Source organism: Brevundimonas sp., from assembly GCF_041688735.1.
GTDB lineage: Bacteria > Pseudomonadota > Alphaproteobacteria > Caulobacterales > Caulobacteraceae > Brevundimonas.
In genome coordinates, this window is the sequence record NZ_JBDNHO010000104.1 from 21,774 (window position 1) to 35,646 (window position 13,873).

Below are 13,873 nucleotides of genomic sequence, written 5' to 3' on the forward strand. Positions count from 1 at the left end.
ATATGAAACTCGTGATGTTGGCCGCCGCTGCGGCAGTCCTGGCTGGGCCCGCCTGGGCCCAGGCCCCGGCCCCGGCGGCGGTGCCCGCCGCGCCGGTGACGGACGCTCTGGTGCTGCCGGGCGCGACGCTCGCGCCCGACTGCGGCAATCTGTTCAGTCTGGCCGGTCGTGCCTTTTGTGTCAGCGCGCCGCTGGCGGGAATTGGGACCTTGGCGGAAGCCTATATCGCTGACCTGCGGACCAAGGGCTGGCTTGCGGCCGGCGGCGAAGACAATCGCGTGGTGTTCGTTCGCCGGCGTGAAACCGGCGGCTGCGACGGTCTGCAGATGCAGGCCTTTTACGACACCGGCCGCCCGGCCGGTCCCGAGGCCACGGGCTATCTTGGCTTCGGACCGATCCCGGGCGACATCTGCGCGCCCGCCGCTACAGCGCCGATCGCGACCGTGACACCACCCGCTCAATGAATGTGGACATAGAGTTTCTTCCACGTGCCGGCGATTTCGTTGAACTCAAGTCGGGCGGTCCCGCTCCTGTCGTCCGCGATGTCGAGGATGACGTTGTGACTGTCGACGGGTTCGACAAAACCACGGCGCGATCGGCCAAGTTCAGCTTGGCTCAGCTCCGCACCCACAGTCCCGACAAGGCGTACTTGATCGTGATGGGAGGCGTGGACCTGTCGAAGAACCATCAGGAGTGGTCATGACTACCGCTCGTATCGACGCCCGTTTCGCCGCGCTGAAGGCTGTGGGCCGGGCCGGCTTTGTGGCCTATGTCATGGCGGGCGACCCGACCCGCGATCAGGCGCTGGAAATCCTGCGCGGTCTGCCGGGCGCGGGGGCCGACATCATCGAGCTGGGCTTTCCCTTCTCGGATCCGATGGCCGAGGGGCCGCCGATTCAGCGCGCGGCGCTGCGCGGGCTGAAGGCCGGGCTGACGCTGAAGGGCACGCTGGCCCTGGCGGCTGACTTCCGCGCCGGCGATGCCGACACGCCGCTGATCCTGATGGGCTATCTCAATCCCATCGAGACCTACGGCTATGCGGCCTTCGCGCGCGACGCGGCGGCCAGCGGCGTGGACGGGGTCATCGTCGTGGACTGCCCACCCGAAGAGGCCGGGCCGCTGTCAGACGCGCTGGACGCGGCGTCGGTGTCGCTGATCAGGCTGGCCACGCCGACCTCGGACGACGCCCGGCTGAAGATCATCGCCGAACGGACCTCGGGCTTTGTCTATTACGTCTCGGTCGCCGGTGTGACCGGGGTGAAGGAGGCACAGGCCCTGTCGGTGGCACCGGCGGTGGAGCGGGTGCGCAAGGCTTCGGGCCTGCCGGTCGCGGTGGGTTTCGGGGTCAAGACTCCCGAGCGCGCGGCCGAGAGCGCCCGCATTGCCGATGCCGTGGTGGCCGGTTCGGTGCTGGTCGACGAGGTGGCGGCGGCGCTGGGCGCGAACGAACCGGCGGTCCCGCGCGTTCTGGCTAAGGTGAAGGCCCTCGCGGACGCGGTCCGGGGTGCGCGGGTCGCGGAAACGGTCTAAAGCGCGACCATGGCTGAAAAGACTCCCCCCAAACCCCAGGAGAAACGCGGCGGCTGGCTGTCGCGCTTCGCTCCCGGCGTGCGCAAGATCGTCAGCCGGCGCGACACGCCCGAGAACCTGTGGGTCAAGGATCCCGATACCGGTGACATGCTGTATCGCCCGGATCTGGAGACCGCGCAGTGGGTCACGCCCACCGGACGGCACATGCGCATCAATGCGATGCAGCGCCTGGGCTACACCTTCGACGACGGCGCTTATGAGCCGATCGAGACGCCGGACGTGCCTGAGGACCCGCTGAAATTCTCGGACGGCAAGCCCTACAAGGACCGCCTGATCGCGGCGCGCAAGGCGGCTGGACGCAAGGACACGATGGCCATCGGCTTCGGCGAGATCGACGGCGTCGAGGCCGTGGTCATCGTCCAGGACTTCAGCTTCATGGGCGGCTCGCTCGGCATGGCTGCGGGCGAAGCCTTCATCACCGCAGCCCGCGCCGCGGTGCTGAAGGCTTCGCCCATGGTCTGTTTCACAGCCGCCGGCGGGGCACGGATGCAGGAGGGCGCGCTCAGTCTGATGCAGATGGCCCGTACCACCCTGGCCATCCAGGAACTCAAGACGGCGCAACTGCCCTTCGTCGTGGTGCTGACCGATCCGACGACCGGCGGGGTGACCGCCAGTTACGCCATGCTGGGCGACGTGCATCTGGCCGAGCCGGGCGCCCTGATCGGCTTCGCCGGGCCGCGCGTCATCGAGGCCACCATCCGCGAGAAGCTGCCGCCGGGCTTCCAGCGCGCCGAATATCTTCAGGAAAAAGGCATGGTCGACCGCGTGGTCGATCGCGCTGAACTGCCGACCGTGCTGGGACAGGTCCTGTCCATGCTGATGGGCGGAAAGCGCCGGGCGGCCTGAGGCCGTTGCGATGGACCCGATCTCCGAACGACTGAGACAGCGCCATCCCCAGAGGATCGACCTGTCGCTGGAGCGGATGCGGGCGCTATGCGCGGCGCTGGGCGATCCGCAGGATCGGCTGCCGCCGGTCATTCATGTCGCGGGGACCAATGGCAAGGGTTCGACCGTCGCCTTCATCCGCGCCATCGCCGAGGCGGCGGGACTGAAGGTCCACGCCTACACCTCGCCTCATCTGGTGCGTTTCAACGAGCGAATCCGGCTGGGCGGGCGGCTGATCGACGATGAGGCGTTGAACGTTATCCTCGACCGGGTCGAGGGGATCGGGACCGAGGCCACCGTATTTGAAAGCGCCACGGCCGCCGCCTTCGTTGCCATGAGCGAGACGCCGGCTGACCTGGCCATCGTCGAGGTCGGGCTGGGCGGGGTGCTGGACGCCACCAATGTGATCCAGCGGCCCTTGCTCAGCGTCATTACGCCGGTCGATCTGGACCATGCCGAATTCCTCGGGACGTCCCTGCCGGGCGTGGCGGCGGAGAAGGCGGGCATCCTCAAGCCCGGGGCGCGCGGGCTGATCGCGCGGCAGTCGGAAGAGGTCATGGCCGCCATCGGGGCCCGGGCCTTGGCCGTTCATTCCCCCCTGACCGTCATGGGCGTGGATTTCGACGCCTGGGCCGAGCGGGGTGGAATGGCTTTTCAGGATCAGGAGCGGTTCCTCGATCTGCCGGCCCCCGCGCTGGTCGGGCCGCACCAGGTCGCAAACGCCGGCCTCGCCGTCGCCGTGGCGCTGGAGCTGGACATGCCCGAGGCGGCCATCGCCCAAGGGCTCCAGGCCGTGCGCTGGCCCGCGCGTCTGCAACGGCTTACCGTAGGTCCTTATGGCGATGCGGCGCGGGCCGCCGATGCCGAGCTGTGGGTGGACGGGGGGCACAATCCCCACGCCGCCCGCGCGCTGGCCGAGGCGCTGGCCGAGCGTCAGGCCAAAGTGCCGCGACCGCTGGCCCTGATCGTCGGCATACTGGCCAACAAGGACGCCGGCGGTTTCTTCGCGGCCCTGCGCGACAGTGGGGCGGCGGTCTTCACCGTGCCCTTCGACGGTGCCTGCGCCGATCCCGAGGCGCTGGCCGCCGTCGCGCGTGGCCACGGGCTGGGCGCGACCGCATCCGCGTCCCTCCCGGAAGCGCTGGAGCGTGCCTTGCGGCTCGGGGCCGGGCGGGTGGCGATCTGCGGTTCTCTCTATCTCGCGGGAGAGGTGCTGAGCGCCGACCGGGCGACTTGGCCCGAGTAGCCGGGGTTCGCCGTCGGGATCAGGCCTTGATGCCGTTCTCGGCCAGCCATTCGACGATCTTGCCCTTGGGCATGGCGCCAACCTTCATTGAGGCCATCTGGCCGTCCTTGAACAGCATCAGGGTGGGGATTCCCTTTACGCCCAGTTTCGACGGGATCAGGGGGCTGTCGTCGATGTTGACCTTGGCGACCGTGACCTGACCGGCCAGTTCGTCTGCGATCTGCTCCAGCGCCGGGCCGATCTGTTTGCAGGGGCCGCACCACTCAGCCCAGAAATCAACCAGCACGGGGGTGGAGGATTTCAGGACGTCGGCGTCGAAGCTGTCGTCGGTGACCTTGACGGTGGCCATGGGCAAGAAGTCTCCAGAAAAAATCAGCCGGTCATCATGGGGTGATTCCGGCCTTCGGGCTGGATGTGGGATCGATCCGCGCCCAAATCAACGCGCGGCGGTGAGGGCCGCGTCCATCAGGGCCTGAGGCACGGCCATCAGCGCGGGTCCGTCCGTCCAGACCAGCGCAGCCTCGACGGGCCGGTCCGGATACAGATGTCTCAACACCGCGACATAGATGGCGAGTTGCAGGACATAGGCCGGATCGGCCGTCCCGATCGAAGCGGGAGCCGGGCGGTTGGTCTTGTAGTCGACGACCAGCACCCGTTCAGACGTGATCACCAGCCGGTCCATCCGCCCGGAGACCGAGACGCCCGGCGGCAGGCCGGGCGCGGTTCCGGCCAGCGCCACCTCGGGCCGCGACCCTTGGCCGAACACCGGCGCGAACCGGTCGTCCTTCAATACGGTGAAGGCGGCGCCGATCATCTCGGCGCGCTGGCCGTCATCCAGATCACGCTCGCGCGCCAACAGGCGGGCGGCGGCGTCGGGGCGGGCGTCCGGCGCGATGTCGGGCAGTCGCTCCAGCAGCCTGTGTATCAGGTCGCCACGCCGGAACCGCCCCAGCGGCGCGCCCGGTCCGTCCGTCGTGGCCAGGGGCGACGGCGCGGGGATACGGATCGCGTCGTCCATCTTCGAGGGGGAGGCGTAGCGGGCCGAGGGGTCGGGACCGGGGGATGTCCGCGCCCAGTCGGGGCCTGCGACGGTGAGGCCGCGGGTCGGGTCTCCCGCGCCGAGGATCGCCGGATCAGGTCCGAAGCGCAGGCGGCTGTCGCCGATGTCGCGAACCCGCGCGCCCAGCCGCTCGAAGGTCTCGGACAGCACGGCCCACCAGCTGCCTTCCTCATAGCCCAGCTGTGCCTTGCCGTTCGCCCGGCCGAGGATGACCACCCGGTCCCGCGCGCGGGTCAGGGCGACGTAGAGCAGGCGCAGCGTCTCGGCGTCGGCGCGGGCCTGCCGCGCCTCGCGCGCCGCCTTCGAGGCCTCGCAGTCCTCCTTGGCCGAGCCCGGGCACATCAGCCAGGCCTCGCCGCCGCCGTCCAGTTCGACCGGCATCAGGGTCGGGCCCTGCGCCTTCGCCCGCGCCGTGGTGTCGGGCAGGATGACGATGGGCGCCTCCAGCCCCTTGGCTCCGTGCACGGTCATCACGCGGACCTCGCCGCGCGCGCCCTCCAGCTCGCGCTTCACCTCGACGTCGGCGGCCTCCAGCATCGACAGGCAGGTTTCAAGATCGCTGGCCCCGCGCTGCTCGGCGGCCAGAACCTGGTTCAGCGTCTCGTCGATCGCCTCCTCGGCCTCGCGGCCCAGCCGGTTGAGGATGCGACCCCGGCCCGAGACGCCGGTGTCGTCCACACAATTCAACAGCGCTGAGAAGAAGCCGAACGGGTCGCGGTCGCGGGCCTTGAGCGCGAAGGCCAGCAGGTCGCGCGCCCGGCCCCACTCGGGCCGTTGTCCGGCCCGATCGTTCAGTTCGCGCCACAGCTTGCGACGCTCCGGCTTCGCGCCGGCCAGTTCAAACAGACCCTCCTCGTCGATGTCGCAGAAGGGGCTGCGCAACACGCCCGCGAGACTCAGGTCGTCGTCGGGATAGAGGGCGAAACGGGCCGCGGCGATCAGGTCGTCGAAGACGATGTGCGACGACAGCCTCAGCCGGTCGGCCCCCGCTACCGGAACGCCCGCCGACTTAAGGGCGCGGATGATCTCCTCGAAGGTCGCGTCGCGACGGCGCACGAGCACCATGAAGTCGCCATAGCCGCAGGGGCGCGGCTCCCGGGTCTTGCGGTCCTGCACCGCCACGCCTGCCTCGACTTGTCGGCGGATGTCGCGCGCCAGATCGGCGGCCATCCGCTTGCGCGCGCTCTGCACGGGTTCCTGATCGAGAGGATCGTCCCAGGCGTCGCGCTCCGGCGGCTTGTCGTCGGCGTACAGCGGCCAGAGGTCGACGCAGCCGTGGTCGTCGGCCCGCTTGGCTACATGCGGCGGGATGGTGGCGATGTCCGGGCCGACCAGGGCCGTGGTCCGCTCCGGTCCTTCGAACACGGAATCGACGAAGGCCAACACCTCGGGCGTCGAGCGGAAGGAGGTGGCCAGTTCGACGCCGGCGAACCGGGCGTCGGCGCCGATGACCAACGCGTCATAACGCTGCGCCTCCTGCCCGAGCCGTTCCGGCCGCGCACCCTGAAAGGAATAGATCGATTGCTTGTCGTCGCCGACGGCGAAGATGGTGCGTTCGACGCGGCCCGCGCCGAAACGACGCGCCCCCGCGCCCGCGAAGAAGCCCTCGGTCAGGGCGCGCAAGATGTCCCACTGCTCGGGGGCGGTGTCCTGCGCCTCGTCGACCAGCACATGCTCGATGCCGCCGTCCAGCTTGTAGAGCACCCAGGCCGCGTTCGACCTCACGGTCAGCAGCTCGACCGTCCGCGCCACCAGATCGCCGAAGTCCAGCGCGCCCTTCGCCGTCTTAGCCTGGTCGTAGAGGGCCCCGTGGGCCTGGGCGAGCGTTAGGACATGGACGGTGTCCTCGGCGACACGGGCCTTGCGCACTTGTCCCAAAGCCGAGACCAGCTTGTCCTGCAAGGCGGTCAGCCACGCGCGCGCCTCGGGTGGAGCGCTCTTGGTCGCCATGCTCTTGCGGGGTTCGCCATTCGTCAGGAAGACCGCAGAGACCTCGAGGAACGACCATTCCGCGCCCCACATCCTGTCGGCGCAGGCCTGATCGGTGATCGAGCCCATGGCCATTTTCTCGGCCATGGCCAGCCATTCCCGGCGTTCGACGAACCGCATGAATTCGGTCTGGACGCTTTGGACGTCGTCGTCCGGATGCGCGCCGGCCAGCCTATGCGGCCCCGCCACGCGGCCCTCGGCGACGCGGGCGACATAGTCGATCAGCCGCGCGCGGTCCGCCTCGATCCGGGCCAGCAGAGCCTCGAAACTGGCCCAGTCCAGCTCGACCGCGAAATGGGCGTAGGCGCGCCCGATGAGGCCGTCCTCGTCCTTCAGCGCTTCACGCGCCAGATCCTCGCGCGCTTCATGCGACAGGGCCAGCGCCGCCTGATTCTCCAGTACCGTGAACCCCGGCGTCACCCCTGCCTCGATCGGGAACCGACGCAGCAGCTTTTCGCAGAAGGCATGCAGGGTCTGGATCTTCAGCCCGCCCGGCGTCTCCAGCGCCTTGGCGAACAGGCGGCGCGCCTTGGACAGCTCCTCGCCCGACAGGGTCTCCGCGTCGCGGCCGTCCAGATCGGCCAGCGATCGCGCCAGCTCCCTGTCATCCATAACCGCCCAGGCCCCCAGCCGGTCGAACAGTCGCGCCTGCATCTCGGCGGCGGCGGCCTTGGTGTAGGTGACGCAGAGGATCTCGCCGGGCTGGACCTCTTCCAGCAGCAGCCGCGCCACCCGGTCCACCAGAGTGGAGGTCTTGCCCGAGCCGGCGTTGGCGGTGACGAACACCGACTGTCGAGGGTCGGCCGCCGCGATCTGATGCGGGTCGGGCAGGATGCGCGCGCTCATGCCTCGCCCTCCTCGCCGCCGACGACGTGCCATTCCCACACGCGTGCCAGATGGTCGTAGTTGCCGCCGAAATTGCCCATGAACTGAGGCGCGACCCAGCTGAGATAGGGGGTGGTCGGCAGGTCGAACCGCGCCACCCGCGCCTTCAGCCCGGCCAGCGCCGCCCTGGACAGCTCTGCGGCCTCGGCCCCCGAGGCGCGCACCACCTGTTCGCCGGGCACCTTGCGACCCACCACACGGACATAGGTCAGTTCCTCGGGCTCTACGGGGCCGGACGTCGACAAGCCGGTTTCCGCCAGTATGGCCCCGGTCAGGGTCAACTGCGGCGCAAAGCCGGACCTGACCTGTTTCGCCGACGGGATCGCCCCGGTCTTGAAGTCCAGCACCGACGCGCCCGTGGCCGACAGTTCGATCCGGTCCGCCTTGGCGGTCAGGGTGAAGGGCCCGGCGGGGGCGGCGAAGGTCATGGCGACCTGTTCCTCGACATGGATCTCGACGCCGCGCGCCCGGCGCCGCAGCTCGAACCCGGCCAGCCAGCGGGCGCAGTTGCGGGCCAGCGGCGCTTCCCGCGCCATGGCCGCGTCCTCGAAGCCGTGGCGGGTCAGTTCTTCCTTCAGCAGGGCGGCGATCTCGCCCTCGCAATCGCCGGGCAGGGCGTCGGGCCAGGACAGGCTCAGCCGCTCGACCGCCTTGTGCACCGCCTTGCCGCGCGCGATCGCCTCGGCCGACTGGCCGGGCCGGTCCAGTTGTCTCAGGTTCAGGACATAGCGCGCATAAACCGCGTAGGGGTCGCGCACCCAGCGTTCCACGCCCGTAACCGGGAGGACGCGCGGGCGGCGCGCGACGGGCGGCCGGGGCGCGGGACGTTTCGCATAGTCCGGCGTGGCGCGAACCGGGGCATCCATGGCCCGGGCCTGTTCCAGCTGGACGGACGGCCGCGCAAGTGCGATCGGCGTGGCCTCCGCATCAGCGCCTCGCGTCAGCATCTCCAGCCGCCAGAGCCAGCGTGACTTGACCGCGGGCTGACCGCCACGACGCTCTGAGTGGACCAGGATCGCCTCGTCGGCGCAGGCGGCCTGGACGAAGTCTTGCGCGGTCTGACCGAGGCGGCGTTCCGGTGGCGGCAGGCCCAGCTTTTCGCGCATCGGCCGCGACAGGAAGGGATCGGTCGGCGCGGCGTTGGGCCAGACGCCCTCCTCCAGCCCGGCAAGGATCATCCGGTCGGCGCGTACCAGTCGCGCCTCGATGGCGCCGAGGATGCGCAGACGAGGCTGATTGGCACCGCCCGTCCGCACCGTCTCTTCGCCCAGCAGGTCGCGGACCAGTTCGGCGAATTCGCGCCGTGTCAGCGCGCCCAGCGACCCCCCACCCTCGATCAGGGCGGAAAGCAGGGCCGCCGCCGCCTCGCCATCCGGCCCGGCCCAGGCGCCCTGTCCGGCCAGGGCTTCGATCAGTCCGGTCAGGCCGCGGGCGGCCAGGTCTGGCGCAGCCTCGCCCCCGGCGAAGGGCGCGCGCGCCTCGGCCGACAAGGCCTCAAGCCGGTCCAGAAGGCTGTGCGCCATGGCCAGCCGCTCAAGCGTATGCGGCGAGGCCGGCTTGCCGTCGTCGCGTGGCCGGCCGGCGTCCAGCAGCGCGCGCCGCGCCTTCGGCCAGTCGCGCCGACGCGGGCCGCGCAGGGCGTAATGTTCGAGGGCGTTCGCAGCGCCGTCGAGATCGACGTCGCCGAGGTCCAGTCGGACCGACGGATGCTTCAACAGGCCCAGCAGCGCATGCGGATCCAGCGGATCAGCGATGAAGCGCGCGCCAAGATCGACCAGCCGCCCCGCCGCCATCCGCGCCAAAGGCTGGCCGGACGAGACGTCGGCGGTGACGTTCCACCGCTCCAACCGCGCCGCGACGCGCCGCCCCAAGGCCAGATCGGGGGTGACGAGGGCGCAGGTCCTGCCCGGCGTCTCCAGTGTCTCGCGCATCATCAGGGCCAGGGTCGCGGCGGCGTCCTCCTCGGCCCGGACGGTGACGACCGACAGGCCCTCCAGCCCTTGCGCGATGGGGTCGGCCGCGACGCCGCCGGCTGCGGCGACGGCGCGCAGATCGCGGATGGCGACGCGCCAGTCGCTGGTGGCGTCGGCCGGGCGCAGGGCCTCGTTCAGCACCCGCTGCCGCGCCCGCCCCCGCGTTTCAGCCCGCGCATCGAGCACAGGTCGGAACCACGGCTGGACAGCCTCGCGGACGACACCGTGTCGGTTCAGCAGCCGCCACAGGGCATTCTGCGGATGTTGCTCATTGTCCTTGAGCGTGGCCCAGACGGTCGAGTGCAGTTCGCGGTCCAGACCGGGCAGGACGACGCAGCCCAGCGGCGCGTTGGCCACGGCGTTCAACACGTCTGCAGCCGCCGGGGCCGTGCCGGTCGAGCCAGCGGCGATCACCGGCTGGGTCGGCGGATTGGCCGTCCAACTGTCCGCCAGCAGGCGCAGCAGCCGCGCGCGCCGCCATGCCGGATCGACCAGCCCCAACTCGGCCAGCCGCTTCGGCCAGGCCTCGACGGCCAGATCGAGGAAGGCGGCGGACTGTTCCCAGTGCGCGGCCAGTTCGCCCTCGACGAGGCCCGCCACGCCAGACAGGTCGTCGATCTCTTCCAGCTGGCAGGAATCGAGGAACCGGCCAAGGGCGTCAGCCATCTCCAGCGCGCGCAGGGACGCCAGGTCAGGCCGGAAGGTCGCGACCATCCGCGCCATCTCGAACCGGCGGGTCAGGGGGGCGATGGCGGGCGGCAGGTCGATGCCCAGCGCGCCCGGGGCGAAGGGCGGCTCGTCCTCTTCCAGATCGCCCAGCGGCCGCACCTGCGGCAACAGCACCGGCCGGTCGCCGCTCTGGCGCGCCAGGGCCGCCGTAAAGGCCCGGGCGGCGCGGCGGTTGGGCAGCAGGATAACCGCGTCGGACAGCGCCTCGGGAGGCTGGTCGCCCAGCCAGTCCAGAACCCCCGCCGCCAGATCGTCGAGAAACGGCCGATGCGCCTCGATGGCGAACCAGCGCGCGCCGGGCTGTTCAAAGGGCTGGAAGCGTCTGGTCATGACGCTGCGGCCAGCCGGGCCTCGGCCTCATCGCGGGCCCGGGGGTCACCGACGTGCATCCAGTCCCCGTCCAGCACGCAGCCGAACAGACGCCCGGCCTTCGCCGACTCGCGCCACAGGCCGCTCAGCGAGAAGGGTCCATCGGGACCGGCGGCGGCATAGTCGGGCCGGGTGATGTGCACACCCATATAAGCGAAGGGCGCGGTCCGTTCGTCGCCACGGAAGGTCAGGCGACCGTCGTCGGCGAGGAAGACGTCGCCGGCGCCCTCGAATCCAATCGAACCGTCGCGCCGCGCGAGTAAAAGCGCCGCATCCATGATTGACGGTTTCCACAGCCGCGCGAGTTGATTCAGCGCGTCTCCGCGATCGACCCAGACGCTGTCGATATTGGCCACGAAGACCGGGTCGCCGCCCAGCAGCGGCGCGGCCTTCTTCAATCCGCCGCCAGTTTCCAGCAGTTCCGCCCGCTCGTCCGAAACGGCGATCTCGGGTCCGCGCCCACGCGCCGCCAGATGACGTTCCAGCCGTTCGGCGAACCAGTGGACATTGACCACCGCCCTTTCGACCCCGACCCCAGCCAGCCGATCCAGCACGTGATCGATCAGGGCTCGCCCGCCGACCTCGACCAGGGCCTTGGGCCGGTCGTCGGTCAGGGGCCGCATGCGGGTGCCGAGGCCGGCGGCCAGCACCATGGCAGTCCTTGGGGTAGTCCTGGAAACGGTCACGCGCGCGCCTCCGCCGGGACATGGCGTCTGAACCATGCGGCGACGGCCTCGAGTCCGGGCTTGTCCAGATTGGCGTCCAGATGGGCCCACACGCGGGGCATGAACTGGCGATAGCGGGGTCTGTCGTCACGGCCGATCAGCCGGGCGAAAACCCCCAGGATGCGCGACTCGTTCAGGGCCGCGAGGGCGGCGTAGTCGCGGAGGTATGCCTCGCGGTCCACCATCATGACGTCGAAATAGTGATTCAGCGCGATGGCCTCCAGCTCCGCCGGCACGTCGCGGCGCGCGTCCTGCAACAGCGAATGCAGATCCCAGGCCGGGTGCGCCAGAACAGCGTCCTGGAAATCGATCAGGCCGACCCGGCGATGCCCGGTCCGCTCCGGCAGCCAGATCAGGTTCTCCGCGTGATAGTCGCGGTGGGCCAAGACCCGGGCCTTGCGCTCGCCCATGGCCGCGATCGGCACCCAGGCGGCCCGCCATTCCTCGAGGGCGGCGACACCGAAATCGAGTTGCGGGTAGAGCTTGGGCATCCATTGCACGAACAGGTCGGCGCCGCCCAGCAAGGCGGTGGCGTCATAGGTCTGCAACGGCCAGCCGCCAGCGGGACCCTCCATCACGTCCGGCAGCGCGGCCGTCAGATGCAGCCGCGCGATGGCGTCCACGGCGGCGATGTAGAGCGGCGCTTCCGGCTCCCCGTCCTCAATGACGCGTGCGAACAGGTCGTCGCCGAAATCCTCGATCACGGCCAAGCCGTTCGGGGCGTCGACGGCAACGATCGCGGGTGCGGACAGGCCCGCATGGCGCAGGTTTTCGGCCACCGCGACGAAGGCTTCGATCCGACCGGCTGACAAACGGGCCACTGCGTTCCAGCCCTCGGCCTTGCGCCGTTCCGGCGACCACGAGGGATCGGCCGGCGGGCTTTCCACCGAAGGGGCCTGGTCCATCAGCATCACGGTCGCGCCTGCCGGCGTCGTCAGCCGTTCGTAGCGGCGCGTGGAGGCGTCGCCGGGCAGGGGCGCGCGCGCGGCGTCGGACAGGCCGGCCGTCTTCAGAAAATTGAGGCGCTGCTGTTCGCGGTCAGACATGAAGTTCCTTCAGCTTGCGTTCCCATGCCCCTGCGCCAGAAACGGTCGCGATCCGGCCTTCGCCGTCCTCAACCAGTGAAACCGCCAGCCGGTCCGGCCCCAGCCACGCGGCCGGGTCGTCCCCCAGCCGCTCGGGCCATTCGATGACGGCGCAGCCCGCGTCCAGCGCCTCGTCGAGACCGATCTCGGCCGCCTCTTCCGGGCGGGTCAGGCGATAGAGGTCGAAATGGGCGACCGGCGGATCGCTCTCGTAGAATTGAACCAGGGTGAAGGTGGGCGAGGGCACGTCCTCGTCCGGCCGCGCCGAAAGCGTCAGAAGGGCGCGGATCAGGCCGCGCGCCAAGGTCGACTTGCCCATCCCCAAGGGTCCGTACAGCAGCACGGTCTCTCCGGGCCGCAGGCCCGGGGCGATGGCCGCGCCCAGCCGCGTGGTCGCGTCAACGCCTGCCAGTAAAAATGTCGCGGCGGCGTGGTCAGGCAAAGTCGGCGTCCGGCTGGCTGGGCAGGACCCGCTCGGTGAAGGCCTTGAGCGCATAGGTGGCCCGCGTCGCGTCGATGTCGAGCCGCGAGGGTGGAATCGGCTTGCCGACCTTGAGGAAATAGGGCTTGCGCCGCTTGTTCAGCAGCTCGTGAAACAGGGTGACGTCACGGAGTTCAATCGAGAACTGGTCGAACCAGTGGAACAGGCGCGAGTAGGGGCCGGACACGTGGATCGGGACTATGGGAGCGGCATATTTGCGCGCCAGCGACGCCGCAGTCGGCGCCCATTCCGGATCGGTCACGGACCCGTCCTTGCCTTTTCGCGCCAGCCGACCTGCCGGGAAGATGACCACGCAACGTTCGGCCTCGAAGGCTTTCTTGGCGGCCTGAAGCGTCGCGCGGGTCTTTTCGCGCGTACGCTTTCCCACCACCCATTCGACGGGGATGACCGCCTCGCCCAGACGGGGCGAGACGCGCAGGGCGTCGGCGTTGGCGAAGAAGACGGCGTCGGCGCGGCGCGCGCGGATAGCGTCAAACACGGCGATCCCGTCGGCGATGCCGGTCGGATGATTGGCCACGACGATGCAGCGGCCGGTCGCCGGAATCCGCTCTGCGTTGACCGTCGAGACCCGCAGGTCGAGCAGATCGCTCATGTAATCCAGCGCGGCGGAACCCGACAGCGGCAGGACGGCGTCGGCCATGCGCACCGCCTGGCGATAGTTCAGCAGCTTGTAGAGCACGGGTCGCAGGATCGGCCAGAACAGCGACCGCGTCAGGCGCGGCGCGCGCTCGGCAATCAGAACATCGCAGACGTGCGGCGCGGGACGCCGGGAAGTGGCCAGGGGGATCGCGTTCATGCCGGTGGGTTGTCGCCGGTCCGGCGGGCGTCCGCAAGC

Annotated in this window: 11 protein-coding genes; 4 read left to right on the plus strand and 7 right to left on the minus strand. The window is 70.0% G+C overall.

Translation table 11 applies throughout. The features are described from left to right. Positions 1–2 precede the first annotated feature (2 nt). The 4 genes from ACESMO_RS11075 to ACESMO_RS11090 all read left to right on the plus strand — a co-directional run bounded on the left by ACESMO_RS11075 (position 3) and on the right by ACESMO_RS11090 (position 3,721). Complete coding sequence (locus ACESMO_RS11075) at positions 3–464, plus strand: hypothetical protein (RefSeq protein ID WP_372708200.1); 462 nt, start codon at positions 3–5, stop codon at positions 462–464. A 235-nt stretch (positions 465–699) separates the two neighbouring features. Then, positions 700–1,530 carry a tryptophan synthase subunit alpha gene (gene trpA, locus ACESMO_RS11080; RefSeq protein WP_372708201.1) on the plus strand — a complete coding sequence of 277 codons (831 nt, stop codon included), beginning with the start codon at positions 700–702 and terminating at the stop codon, positions 1,528–1,530. Positions 1,531–1,539: 9 nt separating this feature from the next. Further along, a complete protein-coding gene (locus ACESMO_RS11085) occupies positions 1,540–2,436 on the plus strand; it encodes an acetyl-CoA carboxylase carboxyltransferase subunit beta (RefSeq protein ID WP_372708202.1) in 897 nt (298 codons plus the stop codon). A gap of 10 nt (positions 2,437–2,446) precedes the next feature. Continuing rightward, positions 2,447–3,721 carry a folylpolyglutamate synthase/dihydrofolate synthase family protein gene (locus ACESMO_RS11090; protein WP_372708203.1) on the plus strand — a complete coding sequence of 425 codons (1,275 nt, stop codon included), beginning with the start codon at positions 2,447–2,449 and terminating at the stop codon, positions 3,719–3,721. Between the two features lie 19 nt (positions 3,722–3,740). Here the strand turns inward: ACESMO_RS11090 and trxA are convergent, their stop codons facing one another. The 7 genes from trxA to ACESMO_RS11125 all read right to left on the minus strand — a co-directional run bounded on the left by trxA (position 3,741) and on the right by ACESMO_RS11125 (position 13,834). Next, a complete protein-coding gene (gene trxA / locus ACESMO_RS11095; RefSeq protein WP_372708204.1) occupies positions 3,741–4,070 on the minus strand; it encodes a thioredoxin in 330 nt (109 codons plus the stop codon). Positions 4,071–4,157: 87 nt separating this feature from the next. Beyond that, positions 4,158–7,616: a double-strand break repair helicase AddA gene (gene addA, locus ACESMO_RS11100; protein ID WP_372708205.1), complete on the minus strand. Its 3,459-nt coding sequence runs from the start codon at positions 7,614–7,616 to the stop codon at positions 4,158–4,160. Continuing rightward, on the minus strand, positions 7,613–10,687 hold the full coding sequence (gene addB / locus ACESMO_RS11105; protein WP_372708206.1) for a double-strand break repair protein AddB: 3,075 nt from the start codon (positions 10,685–10,687) through the stop codon (positions 7,613–7,615). Before addB ends, addA begins: the two co-directional genes overlap by 4 nt. Further along, positions 10,684–11,379, minus strand: a complete 696-nt coding sequence (gene murU, locus ACESMO_RS11110; protein ID WP_372708234.1) for an N-acetylmuramate alpha-1-phosphate uridylyltransferase MurU — start codon at positions 11,377–11,379, stop codon at positions 10,684–10,686. Before murU ends, addB begins: the two co-directional genes overlap by 4 nt. Before the next feature lie 29 nt (positions 11,380–11,408). Beyond that, the gene (gene amgK, locus ACESMO_RS11115; RefSeq protein ID WP_372708207.1) at positions 11,409–12,497 is read right to left on the minus strand and encodes an N-acetylmuramate/N-acetylglucosamine kinase AmgK; all 1,089 of its coding nucleotides are present in this window, start codon (positions 12,495–12,497) and stop codon (positions 11,409–11,411) included. After that, positions 12,490–12,978, minus strand: a complete 489-nt coding sequence (gene tsaE, locus ACESMO_RS11120) for a tRNA (adenosine(37)-N6)-threonylcarbamoyltransferase complex ATPase subunit type 1 TsaE (RefSeq protein WP_372708208.1) — start codon at positions 12,976–12,978, stop codon at positions 12,490–12,492. Before tsaE ends, amgK begins: the two co-directional genes overlap by 8 nt. Beyond that, the gene (locus tag ACESMO_RS11125; protein WP_372708209.1) at positions 12,971–13,834 is read right to left on the minus strand and encodes a GNAT family N-acetyltransferase; all 864 of its coding nucleotides are present in this window, start codon (positions 13,832–13,834) and stop codon (positions 12,971–12,973) included. The genes tsaE and ACESMO_RS11125 overlap by 8 nt, the downstream gene beginning before the upstream one ends. Positions 13,835–13,873: the final 39 nt, after the last annotated feature.

Bases quoted from the DNA above. Each gene is read 5' to 3' on its own strand.
- trpA (WP_372708201.1), top strand. From the start codon at position 700: ATGACTACCGCTCGTATCGACGCCCGTTTCGCCGCGCTGAAGGCTGTG.
- ACESMO_RS11090 (WP_372708203.1), top strand. From the start codon at position 2,447: ATGGACCCGATCTCCGAACGACTGAGACAGCGCCATCCCCAGAGGATC.
- trxA (WP_372708204.1), bottom strand. From the start codon at position 4,070: ATGGCCACCGTCAAGGTCACCGACGACAGCTTCGACGCCGACGTCCTG.
- ACESMO_RS11125 (WP_372708209.1), bottom strand. From the start codon at position 13,834: ATGAACGCGATCCCCCTGGCCACTTCCCGGCGTCCCGCGCCGCACGTC.
- ACESMO_RS11075 (WP_372708200.1), top strand. From the start codon at position 3: ATGAAACTCGTGATGTTGGCCGCCGCTGCGGCAGTCCTGGCTGGGCCC.
- ACESMO_RS11085 (WP_372708202.1), top strand. From the start codon at position 1,540: ATGGCTGAAAAGACTCCCCCCAAACCCCAGGAGAAACGCGGCGGCTGG.
- addA (WP_372708205.1), bottom strand. From the start codon at position 7,616: ATGAGCGCGCGCATCCTGCCCGACCCGCATCAGATCGCGGCGGCCGAC.
- murU (WP_372708234.1), bottom strand. From the start codon at position 11,379: ATGGTGCTGGCCGCCGGCCTCGGCACCCGCATGCGGCCCCTGACCGAC.
- amgK (WP_372708207.1), bottom strand. From the start codon at position 12,497: ATGTCTGACCGCGAACAGCAGCGCCTCAATTTTCTGAAGACGGCCGGC.
- addB (WP_372708206.1), bottom strand. From the start codon at position 10,687: ATGACCAGACGCTTCCAGCCCTTTGAACAGCCCGGCGCGCGCTGGTTC.